The following is an 18,129-nucleotide window of genomic DNA, read 5'->3' on the forward strand; positions in this document are numbered from 1 at the left end:
GCACATGACACACAACCGTGCCAAGCATTGCTCCCCGTCTGCCGAATCGCCAAGGGCTCGGGCGCCAGCCGCCGCATCCTGCGCCGCTGGCGCGGGGTCCAACGCAACCCCCTGCCGGGGCCGGCAGCAGAGACAAGGGGACGATCACACATTGCCGGCGGACTTCGCAAGCACCCCCGTGCGCAGCAACGGAGCACGCCAGGATCAACGACCAAGGCATCCAAGCCACGGGCAAGCCCATCACCCCGGGCACGCGGCGCGCCCGCCGCCGCATCGCCCGCATGAAGTAGCACCAGCGCAAACCAAGGGCCCTGTCCACCGCGTGGCAGGAGCCCAAACCCCATCCAACACCCATTCACCATCGAAGGAAAACCATGCCTGACAACACATCACCGACCGAAATAGTCGATACGGCCACCGAGCAGGACAGCGCCAAAACAAAAATATGGCCCATGCCGCCAACAGGGCCCGCGCGAGCAGACACCACGCCCCCGGAGGTCAACACCGCCACGGTCGAAGGCCACCAACTGGTGCTCACGTACACGGAAGCCGGCACCCTGAACCCGATAGCACTCATACGCAATGCCGGCTTTACGGTCAACACCGGCGCAGGCACGGCGGCCATCACCGTCACCAGCGTCGCGATGAACATATACGCCAAGACCGTGACGCTGACACTGAGCCGCGCCGTGGCCGTAGCGGAGATGGTGACCGTCAGCTACACCAAGCCCACGTTCGGTCAAGGGGTGCAGGACGTTCGCGGCAACAATGCGCTGAACTTCAGCAACAAGGAGGTGACCAACAACACGACAGCAGACACCACGCCCCCGGTGCTCAGCAGCGCCGTGGTCAACGCAAGCCAATTGGTGCTCAGCTTCAACGACGCGAGCCAACTGGACGCGAACCCGGACCGCAAGCCGGCGGGCGAGGCCTTTGCGGTGCGCGTCGGAGACAACGCCAACACCGTCACTGCGACCGCCGTGGACGCGGCAGCCAAGACCGTCACGCTGACGCTGAGCACCCCCGTGGCGCGGGGTCAGAGCGTGACCGTTGCCTACACCGACCCCACGACCGGCAACGACGCCAACGCAATCCAGGACGCCGCCGGCAACGACGTGGCCAGCTTCGCGGCCACAGCGGCGGTCAACAACACGCCAGCAAACAACACGGCCGAGCAAACAGACACCACGCCCGCGCCGGGAGACACCACGCCCCCGCCAGCAGACACCACGCCCCCGGAGTTCCATAGCGCCAGGGTCCGTGGCATCGGAATGGTGATCTACTACACCGAAGCCAGCACCCTGCTGGGGGAATTGCTCGCCACGCCCACCAGCTTCAGGGTGAGCAGCAGCACGGGCACGGCCATCACCGTGAACGCCGCCATGGTGCACTCAACGCTCAGGGCCGTGTCGCTGTTTCTGGACCGCGCCGTGACCGAAACGGAGACCTTGACCGTCAGCTACACCAAGCCCGAATCCGGTGGGGTGCGGGACGTTGCCGGCAACTATGCGGCGAACTTCAGCGAAAAGGCCGTGATCCAGACCAGTGAGGAAACCACGCCCCCGACGCTCAGCAGCGCCACGGTCCGCGGCAACCAACTGGTGCTCAGCTTCGACGACGCGAACCAGCTCGACGCGACCCCGTATCGCAAGCCGACCAACGATGCCTTTGCGGTGCTTGTCGGAGGCAACGCCAACGCCGTCACTGCGACCGCCGTGGACGGGGTGGCCAAGACCGTCACGCTGACGCTGACCACCCCCGTGGCGCATGGTCAGAGCGTGACCGTTGCCTACGCCGACCCCACGACCGACGACAGTAATGCAATCCAGGACGTCCTCGGCAACGACGCGGCCAGCTTCGCGGCCACGTCGGTGACGAACAACGCGCCAGCGCCACCAGACACCACGCCCCCGGTGCTCAGCAGCGCCGCGGTCAACGGCAACCAACTGGTGCTCAGCTTCAACGACGCGAGCCAACTGGACGCGAACCCGGACCGCAAGCCGGCGGGCGAGGCCTTTGCGGTGCGCGTCGCAGGCAACGCCAACGCCGTCACTGCGACCGCCGTGGACGCGGTGGCCAAGACCGTCACGCTGACGCTGACCACCCCCGTGGCGCAGGGTCAGAGCGTGACCGTTGCCTACACCGACCCCACGACCGGCAACGACGCCAACGCCATCCAGGACGCCGCCGGCAACGACGTGGCCAGCTTCGCGGCCACGTCGGTGGTCAACAACACGCCCCCGCCACCAGACACCACGCCCCCGGAGTTCAGCTGCGCCATGGTCCGTGGCATCGGACTGGTGATCAACTTCATCGAAGCCAACACCCTGCTCGTGACAGCGCTCACGCCCAGCACCGCCTTTACGGTGAGCAGCAGCACGGGCACGGCCATCACCGTGAACGCCGCCGTGGTGCACTCAACGCTCAGGGCCGTGTCGCTGTTTCTGGACCGCGAGGTGGCCGAAACGGAGACCTTGACCGTCAGCTACACCAAGCCCGAATCCGGTGGGGTGCAGGACGTTGCCGGCAACTATGCGGCGAACTTCAGCGAAAAGCCCGTGCTCCATGCGGAAGACACGCCCCCGGTGCTCAGCAGCGCCGTGGTCAACGCAAACCAACTGGTGCTCAGCTTCGACGACGCGAACCAGCTCGCGGACCCGTATCGCGGGCCGACCAACGATGCCTTTGCGGTGCTTGTCGGAGGCAACGCCAACGCCGTCACTGCGACCGCCGTGGATGGGGCGGCCAAGACCGTCACGCTGACGCTGAGCACCCCCGTGGTGCATGGTCAGAGCGTGACCGTTGCCTACACCGACCCCACGACCTACAACGACGGGAATGCAATCCAGGACATCCTCGGCAACGACGTGGCCAGCTTCGCGGCCACGTCGGTGACCAACAACGCGCCAGCGCCACCAGACACCACGCCCCCGGTGCTCAGCAGCGCCGCGGTCAACGGCAACCAACTGGTGCTCAGCTTCAACGACGCGAGCCAACTGGACGCGAACCCGGGCCGCAAGCCGGCGGGCGAGGCCTTTGCGGTGCGCGTCGCAGGCAACGCCAACGCCGTCACTGCGACCGCCGTGGACGCGGTGGCCAAGACCGTCACGCTGACACTGACCACCCCCGTGGCATGGGGTCAGAGCGTGACCGTTGCCTACACCGACCCCACGACCGGCAACGACGCCAACGCCATCCAGGACGCAGCCGGCAACGACGTGGCCAGCTTCGCGGCCACGTCGGTGACCAACAACACGCCAGCGCCACCAGACACCACACCCCCGGAGTTCAGCTGCGCCATGGTCCGTGGCATCGGAATGGTGATCAACTTCATCGAAGCCAACACCCTGCTCGTGACAGCGCTCACGCCCAGCACCGCCTTTACGGTGAGCAGCAGCACGGGCACGGCCATCACCGTGAACGCCGCCGTGGTGCACTCAACGCTCAGGGCCGTGTCGCTGTTTCTGGACCGCGAGGTGGCCGAAACGGAGACCTTGACCGTCAGCTACACCAAGCCCGAATCCGGTGGGGTGCAGGACGTTGCCGGCAACTATGCGGCGAACTTCAGCGAAAAGCCCGTGCTCCATGCGGAAGACACGCCCCCGGTGCTCAGCAGCGCCGTGGTCAACGCAAACCAACTGGTGCTCAGCTTCGACGACGCGAACCAGCTCGCGGACCCGTATCGCGGGCCGGCGGGCGATGCCTTTGCGGTGCTTGTCGGAGGCAACGCCATCGCGGTCACTGCGACCGCCGTGGACGGGGCGGCCAAGACCGTCACGCTGACGCTGAGCACCCCCGTGGTGCAGGGTCAGAGCGTGACCGTTGCCTACACCGACCCCACGACCTACGACGACAGTAATGCAATCCAGGACGTCCTCGGCAACGACGTGGCCAGCTTCGCGGCCACAGCGGTGACCAACAACACAGGCGTATCCGAAACCACGCCCCCGGTGTTCCACAGCGCCACGGCCAACCGCGACAAGTTGGTGATCAATTACACCGACCAGAACAACTTGGACGACGTAGCGCTGTCGGGCACTGGAGGCTTTACGGTAGACATCAACGACAGCAGCGGCCGGGCAGTAGAACGCTTCTACATCAAGAGCGCCGTGGTGAACGCAATAGCCAAGACCGTGACGCTGACATTCGAAGGGCGTATCACGATCCACGGTGAGTCATTGAGCGTCAGCTACACCAAGCCCGCATCCGGCAATGTGGTGCAGGACGCGGCGGGCAACCACGCGGCCAACTTCCAGAGGATGGCAGTGACCAACATCACGCCCGTGGGAGCAAGCAACACGTCCCCGCCAGAAGACACCACGCCCCCGGTGTTCAGCAGCGCCGCGGTCGCCGGCAACCGACTGGTGATCAGCTACACCGACGTCAACAGCCTGGACCCGGTAGCGCTCGCGGGCAACGCAGGCTATGCGGTGAACACCGCCGCAGGCACGGCGGCCATCACCGTGAGCAGCGCCGTAGTGAATGCCACGGCCAAGACCGTGACGCTCACGCTGAGCCGCGCCGTGGCCGCAACGGAGACGGTGACCGTCAGCTACACCAAGCCCGAATCTGGCGCCGTGGTGCAGGACGCTGCCGGCAACCATGCGGCGAACTTCAGCGCAAACCCCGTGGTAGCAGACACCACGCCCCCGATGATCAGCACCGCCGTGGTCACCGGCAACCAGTTGGTGCTCACGTACACCGAAGCGGGCACCCTGGACGCGGCAGCGTTCGCGGGCAGCGCAGGCTATGCGGTCGGCACCGCCGCAGGCACGGCGGCCATCACCGTGAGCAGCGCCGTGGTGAACGCCACGGCCAAGACCGTCACGCTCACGCTGAGCCGCGCCGTGGCCAACAGCGAGACGCTGACCGTCAGCTACACCAAACCCGAATCCGGCGTCGTGGTGCAGGACGCTGTCGGCAACGACGCAGCAAACTTCAGCGACCGGGCCGTCATCAACAACACGCCAGCGCCAGTAGACACCACGCCCCCGGAGTTCCATAGCGCCGTGGTCACCGGCAACCAGCTGGTGCTCACGTACACCGAAGCGGGCACCCTGGACGCAGCAGCCCTCGCGGGCAACGCTGGCTTTGCGGTGAACACCGCCGCAGGCACGGCGGCCATCACCGTGAGCAGCGCCGTAGTGAATGCAACGGACAAGACCGTCACGCTGACGCTGAGCCGCGCCGTGGCCCCGGCCGAGACGGTGACCGTCAGCTACACCAAACCCACATCCGGCGCCGTGGTGCAGGACGCTGCGGGCAACGACGCAGCGAACTTCAGCGAAAGGGCGGTGACCAACAACACGTCAGCCACCACACCCGGAGCAGACACCACGCCCGGAGCAGACACCACGCCCCCGGAGTTCCACAGCGCCACGGTCATCGGCAACCAGCTGGTGCTCACGTACACGGAAGCCAATACCCTGGACGCAGCAGCGCTCGCGGGCAACGCCGGTTTTACGGTGAACAACGCCGCAGGCACGGCGGCCATCCCCGTGAGCAGCGCCGTGGTGAACGGGGCGGCCAAGACCGTCACGCTCACGCTGAGCCGCGCCGTGGCCCCGGATGAGACGGTGACCGTCAGCTACACCAAACCCGAATCCGGCGCCGTGGTGCAGGACGCAGCGGGCAACGACGCAGTGCACTTCAACGACCGGGCGGTGACGAACAACACCCCCCCGGAGCTGATCACCACCGGTATCAATGCCCCCAGAGTCAACGGGAGTGACCTGTACCTCCGGTTCTACGCCGCGAGCGACCTGAGCCAGAGTCTTACTGCCCACAAACCGAACGGCAGCGACTTCACGGTGCTCGTCGATGGCCAAGCCGTCGCCGCCACGACCACGTTCCATGGACGCGGAAAAAACATGATCCTGGAACTGAGCACCGCCCCGCGGCAGGGTCAGACCGTGACCGTTTCCTACCGGGACAGCACGCCCACCGACGAGAGCGCCATACGGGACGCAGCCGGCAACCGCCTGCTCAGTTTCCCGACCACGGTGGTGCGCACGGACATGGACGGCGCGGCCCCGGTGCTGATCACCAGCGACGAGGCGCAGCGCCCCAGGGTCAACGGCGACCAGCTGGTGCTCAGTTTTCAGGACGAGAACAACCTGGACGCGACCAACAAGCCGGCCAGGGAGGCTTTTACGGTGCGCGTCGATGGCAGCGTCCGGGCCGTCCGCGACGTCGCCGTGAATGCCGAGGCCAAGACCGTGACGCTGACGCTGGCCACGGCGGTCACCTGGGGCCAGTCGGTGACCGTCACCTACGACGACCCCAGACCGGCCTACGACGACCCCTCCGCAATACAGGACATTTACGGCCAGGACGCGGCCAGCTTCACGGCCACCGCAGTGCTCAACAACACGCCATCGGGAGTGGCAGACACCACGCCCCCGGTGTTCCACAGCGCCGTGGTCAACGGCGACCAACTGGTGATCAGCTACACCGAAGCCAACCGGCTGGACGGGACAGCGCTCGCGGGCAACGCCGGCTTTGCGGTGAGCAGCAGCACGGGCACGGCCATCACCGTGAACAGCGCCGTGGTGAACGAAGCGGCCAAGACCGTCACGCTCACGCTGAGCCGCGCCGTGACCAGAAATGAGACGCTGAGCGTCCGCTACACCAAACCCGAATCCGGCGCCGTGGTGCAGGACGCTGCGGGCAACGACGCAGTGAGCTTCAGCGACCAGGCCGTGACGAACGACACGCCGGCAGCGGGAGGCCCCACGCTGGCCGCGACCGACCCGATCACGATCGGCGACAACAACCTGAGCCTTGGCGAGAGCACCACCGTCACCATCCGCTTCTCCGAAGCCATCAGTGGCTTTACCACCGCCGACTTGGTCGTGGGCGGAGGCGCGCATCTGTCCGACAACCTGAGGAGCACCGACGGCGGCATCACCTGGACGGTCACGCTGACGGCCCCGGGCTGGGATGATTTCACACGCGGTTACGCACGCGACCCAAACTTCGACTACCTCACATACAACTCGACGGGCAATCAGATCAGCGTCAACCTCGCCGGCGTGACCAACTCCGCAGGCACCGCCGGTGCGGGCCGGGCCGTCTCCACGGTTACCTACGACATCAACGTCCTCAATCCCTACTGCACCATCAGGCTGGCCGACAGCACCCTCACTGCGGGCGAAACCACCACCGCCACCTTCAGCTTCAGCGAGCCCGTGAACGGCTTTGAAGTCGGTGACTTCGACCTGTCCAGGGCCAACGGCACGCTGGGTCCGCTGACCCTCCTCGCAGATGGCAAAACCTGGACCGCCACCTTCACGCCCAACGCGAACGTCAACGCCGGCGGCAACACCATCCGCCTCGACATGACCCGCGTATCGGATCTGGCGGGCAATGCGCCGAGAACCACCTCCGTCAGCTACGAGTACAACATTGACACGCGCACCAGCACCGCAGCGCCCGACACCAGCGGCCTGAGCGCCACCATCTGGTTGTCCGACTGGGACCAGCATCTCACGACGGGAGAAACGACGACCGTCTTCATCAGCTTCAACAGGCCCGTCACCGGCTTCACGCGCGATGACATCGACCTGACCCAGACCCACGGCACGCTCAGCGAACCCATACTCAGCGCCGACGGCAGAACCTGGTCGGCCATCTTCACGCCCACGGCGGGCGTCATCGACGAGACCAACACCATCAGCGTGAACCTCGCGGGCGTGACCGACGCCGCAGGCGTTGCCGGGACCGGCCGCGCCACGAGCGACAACTTCATCCTGACCACCGCGCCACCTGATGCCACGATCACGCTGGCCGATACCGCGCTCACCGTGGGCGAAACAACGACCGTCACCATCACCTTCAACCAGAGGGTCTACGGCTTCTCGAGGGATGACGTCGTGTTCGACGCCAGCACCAGCACGCTTGGCGCGCTCACGACCCGCGACAGAAAAACCTGGACCGCATCGCTCACACCCACGGCCGACCTCTACGACAGGACCAACACCATCCGCGTCAACTTGGCCGGCGTCACCGACCTTGCAGGCAAGCCCAGTACCGGCATGGCCACCAGCGCCAACTACACCGTGAACACCCAATCAGCAGACACCACGCCCCCGGTGTTCCACAGCGCCGTGGTCAACGGCAACCAGCTGGTGCTCACGTACACCGAAGCGGGCACCCTGGACGCGGCAGCGCTCGCGGGCAACGCAGGCTTTGCGGTGAGCAGCACCACGGGCACGGCCATCACCGTGAACAGCGCCGTGGTGAGTGCAACGGCCAAGACCGTCACGCTCACGCTGAGCCGCGCCGTGGCCGCAACGGAGACCGTGACCGTCCGCTACACCAAACCCGAATCCGGCGCCGTGGTGCAGGACGCTGCGGGCAACGACGCCGTGAGCTTCAGCGACCAGGCCGTGACGAACAACACGCCAGCGGGAGGCCCCACGCCAGCAGCGGGTGGCCCCACGCTGGCCGCGACCGACCCGATCACGATCGGCGACGACAAACTGAGCCTTGGCGAGAGCACCACCGTCACCATCCGCTTCTCCGAAGCCGTCAGGGGCCTGACCACCGCCGACCTGAGCGTGGGCGGCCGCGCGAGGCTGTCCGACGACCTGAGGAGCACCGACGGCGGCAGCACCTGGACGGTCACGCTGACGGCCCCGAACGCGGATGATCTCGCACGCGACCCAAACCCCCGCACATACAACTCAGTGGGCAACCGGATCAGCGTCAACCTCGCCGGCGTGAGCAACTCCGCAGGCACCGCCGGTGCGGGCCAGGCCGTCTCCACGGTCACCTACGACATCGACGTCATCGCTCCCCGCTGCACCATCCGACTGGACGACAGCGCCCTCACTGCGGATAAAACCACCGACGTCCTCTTCAGATTCAGCGAGCCCGTGACCGGCTTTGAGCTCGGTGACATCGACCTGTCCAGGGCCAACGGCACGCTGGGTCCGCTGACCCTCCTTGCAGATGGCAGAACCTGGACCGCCATCTTCACGCCCACCGCGAACGTCAACGCCGGCGGCAACACCATCGGCCTCGACTTGAGCCGCATATCGGACCTGGCGGGCAATGTGCCGAGAGGGACCGCCGTCAGCAGGCCGTACAGCATTGACACGCGGACCAGCAGCGCAACGCGGGACATGGACGGCCAAGAAGCGGCCAGCCGTGCGGCCCCCGCAGTGCTCAACGACACGCGATCGGAAGCAGCAGACACGACGCCCCCGGCGTTCCGCTGCGCCCCGGTCAACACGCCGGCAACGGAAGGCCCCACGCTGGCCGCGACCGACCCGATCACGATAGGCGACGCCAAACTGAGCCTTGGCGAGAGCACCACCGTCACCATCCGCTTCTCCGAAGCCATCAGGGGCCTGAGCACCGCCGACCTGAGCGTGGGCGGCCGCGCGAGGCTGTCCAACGACCTGAGCAGCACCGACGGCGGCACCACCTGGACGGTCACGCTGACGGCCCCGAACGCGGATGATCTCGCACGCGACCCAAACCACCACAACAGATACAACTCAGTGGGCAACCGGATCAGCGTCAACCTCGCCGGCGTGAGCAACTCCGCAGGCACCGCCGGTGCGGGCCAGGTCGTCTCCACGGTCACCTACGACATCGACGTCATCGCTCCCCGCTGCACCATCCGAATGGCCCACAGTGCCCTCACTGCGGGCGAAACCACCGACGTCCTCTTCAGATTCAGCGAGCCCGTGACCGGCTTTGAGCTCGGTGACATCGACCTGTCCGGGGCCAACGGCACGCTGGGCCCGCTGACCCCCCTCGCAGATGGCAGAACCTGGATCGCCACCTTCACGCCCACCGCGAACGTCAACGCCGGCGGCAACACCATCAGCCTCGACTTGAGCCGCATATCGGACCTGGCGGGCAATGTGCCAAGAATGACCACCGTCAGCAGGCCGTACAGCATTGACACGCGCAACACGCCGGCAACGGAAGGCCCCACGCTGGCCGCGATCGACCCGATCACGATCGGCGACGACAAACTGAGCGTTGGCGAGAGCACCACCGTCACCATCCGCTTCTCCGAAGCCATCAGGGGCCTGACCGCCGCCGACCTGAGCGTGGGCGGTCAAGCGAGGCTGTCCGACGACCTGAGGAGCACCGACGGCGGCAGCACCTGGACGGTCACGCTGACGGCCCCGAACGCGGATGATCTCGCACGCGTCCCAAACCCCCGCACATACAACTCAGTGGGCAACCGGATCAGCGTCAACCTCGCCGGCGTGAGCAACTCCGCAGGCACCGCCGGTGCGGGCCAGGCCGTCTCCACGGTCACCTACGACATCGACGTCATCGCTCCCCGCTGCACCATCCGACTGCTCGACAGCGCCCTCACTGCGGGCGAAACCACCAAAGCCCTCTTCAGCTTCAGCGAGCCCGTGACCGGCTTTGAGCTCGGTGACATCGACCTGTCCGGGGCCAACGGCACGCTGGGCCCGCTGACCCCCCTCGCAGATGGCAGAACCTGGATCGCCACCTTCACGCCCACCGCGAACGTCAACGCCGGCGGCAACACCATCCGCCTCGACTTGAGCCGCATATCGGACCTGGCGGGCAATGTGCCAAGAATGACCGCCGTCAGCAGGCCGTACAGCATTGACACGCGCAACACGCCGGCAACGGAAGGCCCCACGCTGGCCGCGATCGACCCGATCACGATCGGCGACGACAAACTGAGCCTTGGCGAGAGCACCACCGTCACCATCCGCTTCTCCGAAGCCATCAGGGGCCTGAGCACCGCCGACCTGAGCGTGGGCGATTACGCGAGGCTGTCCGACGACCTGAGCAGCACCGACGGCGGCAGCACCTGGACGGTCACGCTGACGGCCCCGAACGCGGATGATCTCGCACGCGTCCCAAACCCCCGCACATACAACTCAGTGGGCAACCGGATCAGCGTCAACCTCGCCGGCGTGAGCAACTCCGCAGGCACCGCCGGTGCGGGCCAGGCCGTCTCCACGGTCACCTACGACATCGACGTCATCGCTCCCCGCTGCACCATCCGACTGCTCGACAGCGCCCTCACTGCGGGCGAAACCACCAAAGCCCTCTTCAGCTTCAGCGAGCCCGTGACCGGCTTTGAGCTCGGTGACATCGACCTGTCCGGGGCCAACGGCACGCTGGGCCCGCTGACCCCCCTCGCAGATGGCAGAACCTGGATCGCCACCTTCACGCCCACCGCGAACGTCAACGCCGGCGGCAACACCATCCGCCTCGACTTGAGCCGCATATCGGACCTGGCGGGCAATGTGCCAAGAATGACCACCGTCAGCAGGCCGTACAGCATTGACACGCGGACCAGCAGCGCAACGCGGGACATGGACGGCCAAGAAGCGGCCAGCCGTGCGGCCCCCGCAGTGCTCAACGACACGCGATCGGAAGCAGCAGACACGACGCCCCCGGCGTTCCACGGCGCCGTGGTCACCGGCAACCAGCTGGTGCTCACGTACACCGAAGCGGGCAGCCTGAACGGAGCAGCGCTCGCGGGCAGCGCCGGCTTTGCGGTGAACACCGCCGCGGGCGCGGCGGCCATCACCGTGAGCAGCGCCGTGGTGCACGGGGCGGCCAAGACCGTCACGCTCACGCTGAGCCGCGCCGTGACCCACGGGGAGACGGTGAGCGTCAGCTACACCAAGCCCGCGACCAGCGCCGTGGTGCGGGACGCTGCGGGCAACGAGGCCGTGAGCTTCAGCGACCAGGCCGTGACGAACAACACGCCAGCGTCCAACACCAGCGACCTGACCGCCAGCATCACTCTGTTCGACGAGCACCTCACGACGGGAACAACGACGATCGTCTCCATCACCTTCAACAAGCCCGTCACCGGCTTCACGCGCGATGACGTGGACCTGACCCAGGCGAACGGCACGCTCAACGAACTCATACTCGGCAGCAACGGCAGAACCTGGCGGGCCACCTTCACGCCCACGGCCAACGTCATCGACGCGAGCAACACCATCAGCGTGGACCTCAGGGGCGTGACCGACGCCGCAGGCGTTGCCGGGACCGGCCGCGCCACGAGCGACAACTTCACCGTGAGCACCGTGCCACTTGCCGTCACGATCACGCTGGCCGATACCGCGCTCACCGTGGGCGAAACGACGACCGTCACCTTCACCTTCAACCAGGAGGTCCTCGAATTCTCGATCCATGACGTCATGTTCGACGCCACCACCAGCACGCTGGGCCCGCTCACGACCACCGACAACAAAACCTGGACCGCGTCCCTCACACCCACGGCCAACTGCAACGACGCGACCAACACCATCCGCGTCAACTTGGGCGGCGTAGCCGACCTGGGAGACACGTTCGGTACCGGCATCGCCACCAGCGTCAACTACACCGTGGACACCCAATCAGCAGACACCACGCCCCCGGCGTTCCACAGCGCCACGGTCACCGGCGACCAACTGGTGCTCAGGTACACCGAAGCGGGCTCCCTGGACGGGGCCGCGCTCGCGGGCAACGCCGGCTTTGCGGTGAACACCGCCGCGGGCGCGGCGGCCATCACCGTGAGCAGCGCCGTGGTGAACGGGGTGGCCAAGACCGTGACGCTCACGCTGAGCCGCGCCGTGGCCCCGGCCGAGACGCTGACCGTCAGCTACACCAAGCCCGCGACTGGCGCCGTGGTGCAGGACGCTGCGGGCAACGACGCAGTGAGCTTCAGCAACCAGGTCGTCACCAACAGCACGTCTGCAGCAGACACCACGCCCCCGCAGCTGATCGGCGCCGGCGACGGTCGCCCCAGGGTCTCGGGCAATCTGTTGGCGCTCAACTTCAGCGACCAGAGCAACATGGTCCAAGCCCGGGACCGCCTGCCAGCCAATGGGGATTTCACCGTGCTCGTCGATGGCGTGGCGAATATCGTCACGAATGTCAGCATCAATGGAATCTCCAAGGACATGATCCTGACGCTGACCACCCCCATAGCGCATGGTCAGCGCGGCGTAACCGTTGCCTACAACGACAGCACGCCCGCAGACAACAAGGGCATACAGGACACAGCCGGCAACCACCTGACCAGCTTCCTGTCCACGGCAGTGGACAACATGACACTGGACACCACACCCCCGGTATTCATCACCGCCACGGTCAACCGCAACCAGCTGATGCTCAGGTACACCGAAGCCAACACCCTGGACGGAGCCGCCATCATGCTCGCGGGCAACGCCGGCTTTACGGTGAACACCGCCGCAGGCGCGGCGGCCATCACCGTGAGCAGCGCCGTGGTGCACGGGGCGGCCAAGACCGTCACGCTGACGCTGAGCCGCGCCGTGACCCACGGGGAGACGGTGAGCGTCAGCTACACCAAGCCCGCATCCGGCGCCGTGGTGCAGGACGCTGCGGGCAACGCCGCAGTGAGCTTCAGCAACCAGGTCGTCACCAACAGCACGCCTGCGTCAGCAGACACCACGCCCCCCACGATCAGCACCGCCGTGGTCACCGGCAACCAGTTGGTGCTCACGTACACGGAAGCGGGCACCCTGGACCCGGCGGCACTGACGGGCAACGCAGGCTTTACGATCAACACCGCTGGCACGGCGGCCCCCATCACCGTGAGCAGCGCCGTGGTGAACGGGGCGGCCAAGACCGTGACGCTGACGCTGAGCCGCACCGTGGCCGAAACGGAGACGGTGGTCATCAGATACATCAAGCCCGAATCCGGCAACGGGGTGCGGGACGCTGCCGGCAACCAGGCGGCGAACTTCGACGGAGTAATCGCGACCCATGGCACGCCCGCGCCAGCAGACACCACGCCCCCGGTGATCCACAGCGCCACAGTCACCGGCAACCAACTGGTGCTCACGTACACCGAAGCGGGCACCCTGGACGCGGCAGCGCTCACGGGCAACGCAGGCTTTACGGTGAACACCGCCGCTGGCGCAACGGCCATCACCGTGAGCAGCGCCGTGGTGAGCGCGACGGCCAAGACCGTCACGCTGACACTGAGCCGCGCCGTGACCGCAACGGAGACGGTGAGCGTCAGCTACACCAAGCCCGAATCCGGCGCCGTGGTGCAGGACGCTGCGGGCAACGACGCAGTGAGCTTCAGCAGCCAGGCCGTGACGAACAACACCCCCGCGCCAGCAGACACCACGCCCCCGGTGTTGATCACCACCGGTCAGCAGGGGCCCAGGGTCAACGCCAACTTGGTGTTCCTCAGTTTCCACGGCACGAGCGACCTGAAAGATGGTACGGCCCGACCGAACCACAACGACTTCACGGTGCTCGTCGATGGCCAAGCCGTCACGGCCACGGCCGCAGAGTACGCATCCGGGACAGTCCTTTATCTGACACTGAGCACCTCCGTGCGACCGGGTCAGACCGTGACCATCGCCTACCAGGACAGCACGCCCACCAACGAGAGTGCCATACAGGACACAGCCGGCAACCGCCTGCTCAGCTTTCCGACCACAGCGGTGCGCACGGACATCGTGGCCCCGGTGTTGATCACCACCGACGAGACGCAACGCCCCAGGGTCAACGGCGACCAACTGGTGCTCAGTTTCACTGACGCCAGCAACCTGGACGCGACCAACAAGCCGGCCACGGGGGCTTTTACGGTGCTCGTCGCTGGCACCGCCCGGGCCGTCCGCGACGTCGTCGTGAATGCCGAGGCCAAGACCGTGACGCTGACGCTGGCCACCGCGGTCACCCAGGGCCAGTCAGTGACCGTCGCCTACGCCGACCCCAGAGTGGCCTACGACGACACCCACGCAATACAGGACATTTACGGCCAAGACGCGGCCAGCTTTGCGGCCACCGCGGTGCTCAACAACACGCCAGCAGCCGACACCACGGCCCCGGTGATCAACACCGCCACGGTCACCGGCAACCAGCTGGTGCTCACGTACACGGAAGCGGGCACCCTGGACGGGGCAGCGCTCGCGGGCAATGCAGGCTTTACGGTGAACACCGCCGCAGGCACGGCGGCCATCACCGTGAGCAGCGCCGTGGTAAACGCCACGGCCAAGACCGTCACGCTCACGCTGAGCCGCACCGTGGCCGAAACGGAGACGGTGACCGTCAGCTACACCAAGCCCGAATCCGGCAACGGGGTGCGGGACGCTGCCGGCAACCAGGCGGCGAACTTCAACGAAAAACCCGTGACAGCAGACACCACGCCCCCGGTAATCAGCACCGCCGTGGTCACCGGCGACCAGCTGGTGCTCACGTACACGGAAGCGGGCACCCTGGACCCGGCGGCACTGACGGGCAACGCAGGCTTTACGATCATCACCGCCGCAGGCAGGGCGGCCATCACCGTGAGCAGCGCCGTGGTAGGCGCCACGGCCAAGACCGTGACGCTGACACTGAGCCGCGCCGTGGCCGAAACGGAGACGGTGGTCGTCAGATACACCAAGCCCGAATCTGGCAACGGGGTGCGGGACGCTGCCGGCAACCAGGCGGCGAACTTCAACGGAGTGATCCCGACCCATGGCACGCCCGCGCCAGCAGACACCACGCCCCCGGAGTTCCACAGCGCCACGGTCACCGGCAACCAACTGGTGCTCACGTACACCGAAGCGGGCACCCTGGACGCGGCAGCGCTCGCGGGCAACGCAGGCTTTACGGTGAACACCGCCGCAGGCACGGCGGCCATCATCGTGAGCAGCGCCGTGGTGAACGGGGCGGCCAAGACCGTGACGCTGACGCTGAGCCGCGCCGTGACCGCAACGGAGACGGTGAGCGTCAGCTACACCAAGCCCGAATCCGGCGCCGTGGTGCAGGACGCTGCGGGCAACGACGCAGTGAGCTTCAGCAACCGGGCGGTGACGAACAACACGCTCGGCGTCGAGATCACGCTGGCCGACAACGCGCTCACCAGGGGCGAGGCCACCACCGTCACCTTCACCTTCACCCAGCCCGTCAACGGCTTTGAGATCAGCGACATCGTGTGCACCAACGGCACGCTGAGCGCGCCCGTGGCCAACGCTGCGGGCACGGTCTGGACGGCCGCCTTCACGCCCACGGCCAACGTCAACGCCCCGGTGAATGTCATCACCGTAGACCTCGCCGGGGTGACCGGCGCCGCTGGCAACGCCGGCGCGGGTCGAGTCAGCAGCACCAACTACACCGTAGACACCACCGGAGGTCCCCCCGCCGGAGACTCCACCACCGGAGACACCACGCCCCCGGAGTTCAGCAGCGCCTCGGTCAACGGCGACCAGTTGGTGATCAGCTACACCGAAGCGGGCACCCTGGACGGGGCAGCGCTCGCGGGCAACGCAGGCTATGCGGTGAACAACGCCGCAGGCACGGCGGCCATCACCGTGCGCAGCGCCGTGGTGAACGCCACGGCCAAGACCGTGACGCTGACGCTGAGCCGCGCCGTGGCCAGCACGGAGACGGTGACCGTGAGCTACACCAAGCCCGCATCCGGCGCCGTGGTGCAGGACGCTGCGGGCAACGACGCAGTGAGCTTCAGCAGCCAGGCTGTCACCAACAACACGCCCGCGCCAACGGACACCACGCCCCCGGTGTTCAGCAGCGCCGCGGTCAACGGCGACCAGTTGGTGATCAGCTACACCGAAGCGGGCACCCTGGACGGAGCAGCGCTCGCGGGCAACGCAGGCTATGCGGTGAACAACGCCGCAGGCACGGCGGCCATCACCGTGCGCAGCGCCGTGGTGAACGCCACGACCAAGACCGTGACGCTGACACTGAGCCGCGCCGTGGCCAGCACGGAGACGGTGACCGTCAGCTACACCAAGCCCGCATCCGGCGCCGTGGTGCAGGACGCTGCGGGCAACGACGCAGTGAGCTTCAGCGGCCAGGCGGTGACGAACAACACGCCCGCGCCAGCAGACACCACGCCCCCGGCGATCAACACCGCCACGGTCAACGGCGACCAACTGGTGCTCAGCTTCAACGACGCGAGCAATCTGGACGCAGACCCGATCCACAAACCGGCGGACGAGGACTTCACGGTGCGGATGGGCGGCTCTGGTGGTGAGCGCAACAACGTCACCAATGTGCTTGTGAATGCGCAGGCAAAAACGATTACGCTGACGCTGACCAGTCACGCGACACCGGGCCAGAGCGTCACCGTCGCCTACAGCGACAGCACGCCCAGCGACACCAGCGGCATACGGGACGAGGTCGGCAACCACCTGGGGAGCTTTTTGGCCATCCCCGTCATGGGACCTCCTGCACCGGACACCCAGCGTCCCACGCTGGCCGCCACCGACCCGATCACGATCGGCGACAACAAACTGAGCCTTGGCGAAAGCACCACCGTCACCATCCGCTTCTCCGAAGCCATCGCTGCCAGCAGTTTCAGCCTCGATGACCTGACCGCGGAGGGGTCCGGCGTGACGCTGTCCAACCTGCAAAGCACCGACGGCGGCACGACCTGGACGGTCACGCTGGCGGCCCCGAGTCGCGAGGATTACATACAGGCATCCCCTGACATCCCCAACTCGACGGGCAACAAGATCCGCGTGAACCTGGCCGGAATCACCGACCTCGCGGGCAACACCGGGGTGGGCACAGCGGACTCCACGGTCCGCTACGACGTCGACCTTCGGCCCCCCGTCGCCACCATCACGCTGGCCGACAGCACCCTGACCGTTGGCGAAACCACCACCGTCACCTTCAGCTTCAACGAGGTCGTCACGAACTTTGATGCCAGCAAGATAGACCTCTTGAACGCGAACGGCACGCTGGGCCCTTTGACGGCCGGCGCAGACGGAAAAACCTGGACCGCGACCTTCACGCCCACGGCCAACACCAACGGCGGAGCGGACAACGCCATCGGCGTCAAGGGCGGCGTGACGGACGTGGCGGGCAATAGCGATGCGCGCATATTCACCAGCGCCAAGTACAGCGTGGACACGCGTTCCGGCGGTAACACCACAGGCCCTACGGCCACGATCACGCTGGCCGACGTCGCGCTCACTGCGGGAGAAACGACGACCGTCACCTTCCGCTTCAGCGAGGCCGTCAGCGGCTTTGCGGCCGACGACGTCGTGCTCACCGACGCCAACGGCACGCTGGGCCCGCTCACGGCCGCGGCAGACGGCAGAACCTGGACGGCGACCTTCACGCCCACGGCCAACGTGAACGACACGACGAACACCATCCGCGTGAACCTCGCGGGCGTGACCAACACGGGGG

Annotated in this window: 1 protein-coding gene; it reads left to right on the plus strand. The window is 66.8% G+C overall.

Annotated elements, in window-relative coordinates; translation table 11 throughout:
- Nucleotides 1-374: 374 nt before the first annotated feature.
- The coding region (locus D5041_RS08485) for a SwmB domain-containing protein (protein WP_265284353.1) at nt 375-18,129 on the plus strand (17,755 nt) is incomplete at its 3' end.

The organism is Verminephrobacter aporrectodeae subsp. tuberculatae, from assembly GCF_026127385.1.
Lineage (GTDB): Bacteria > Pseudomonadota > Gammaproteobacteria > Burkholderiales > Burkholderiaceae_C > Acidovorax > Acidovorax aporrectodeae.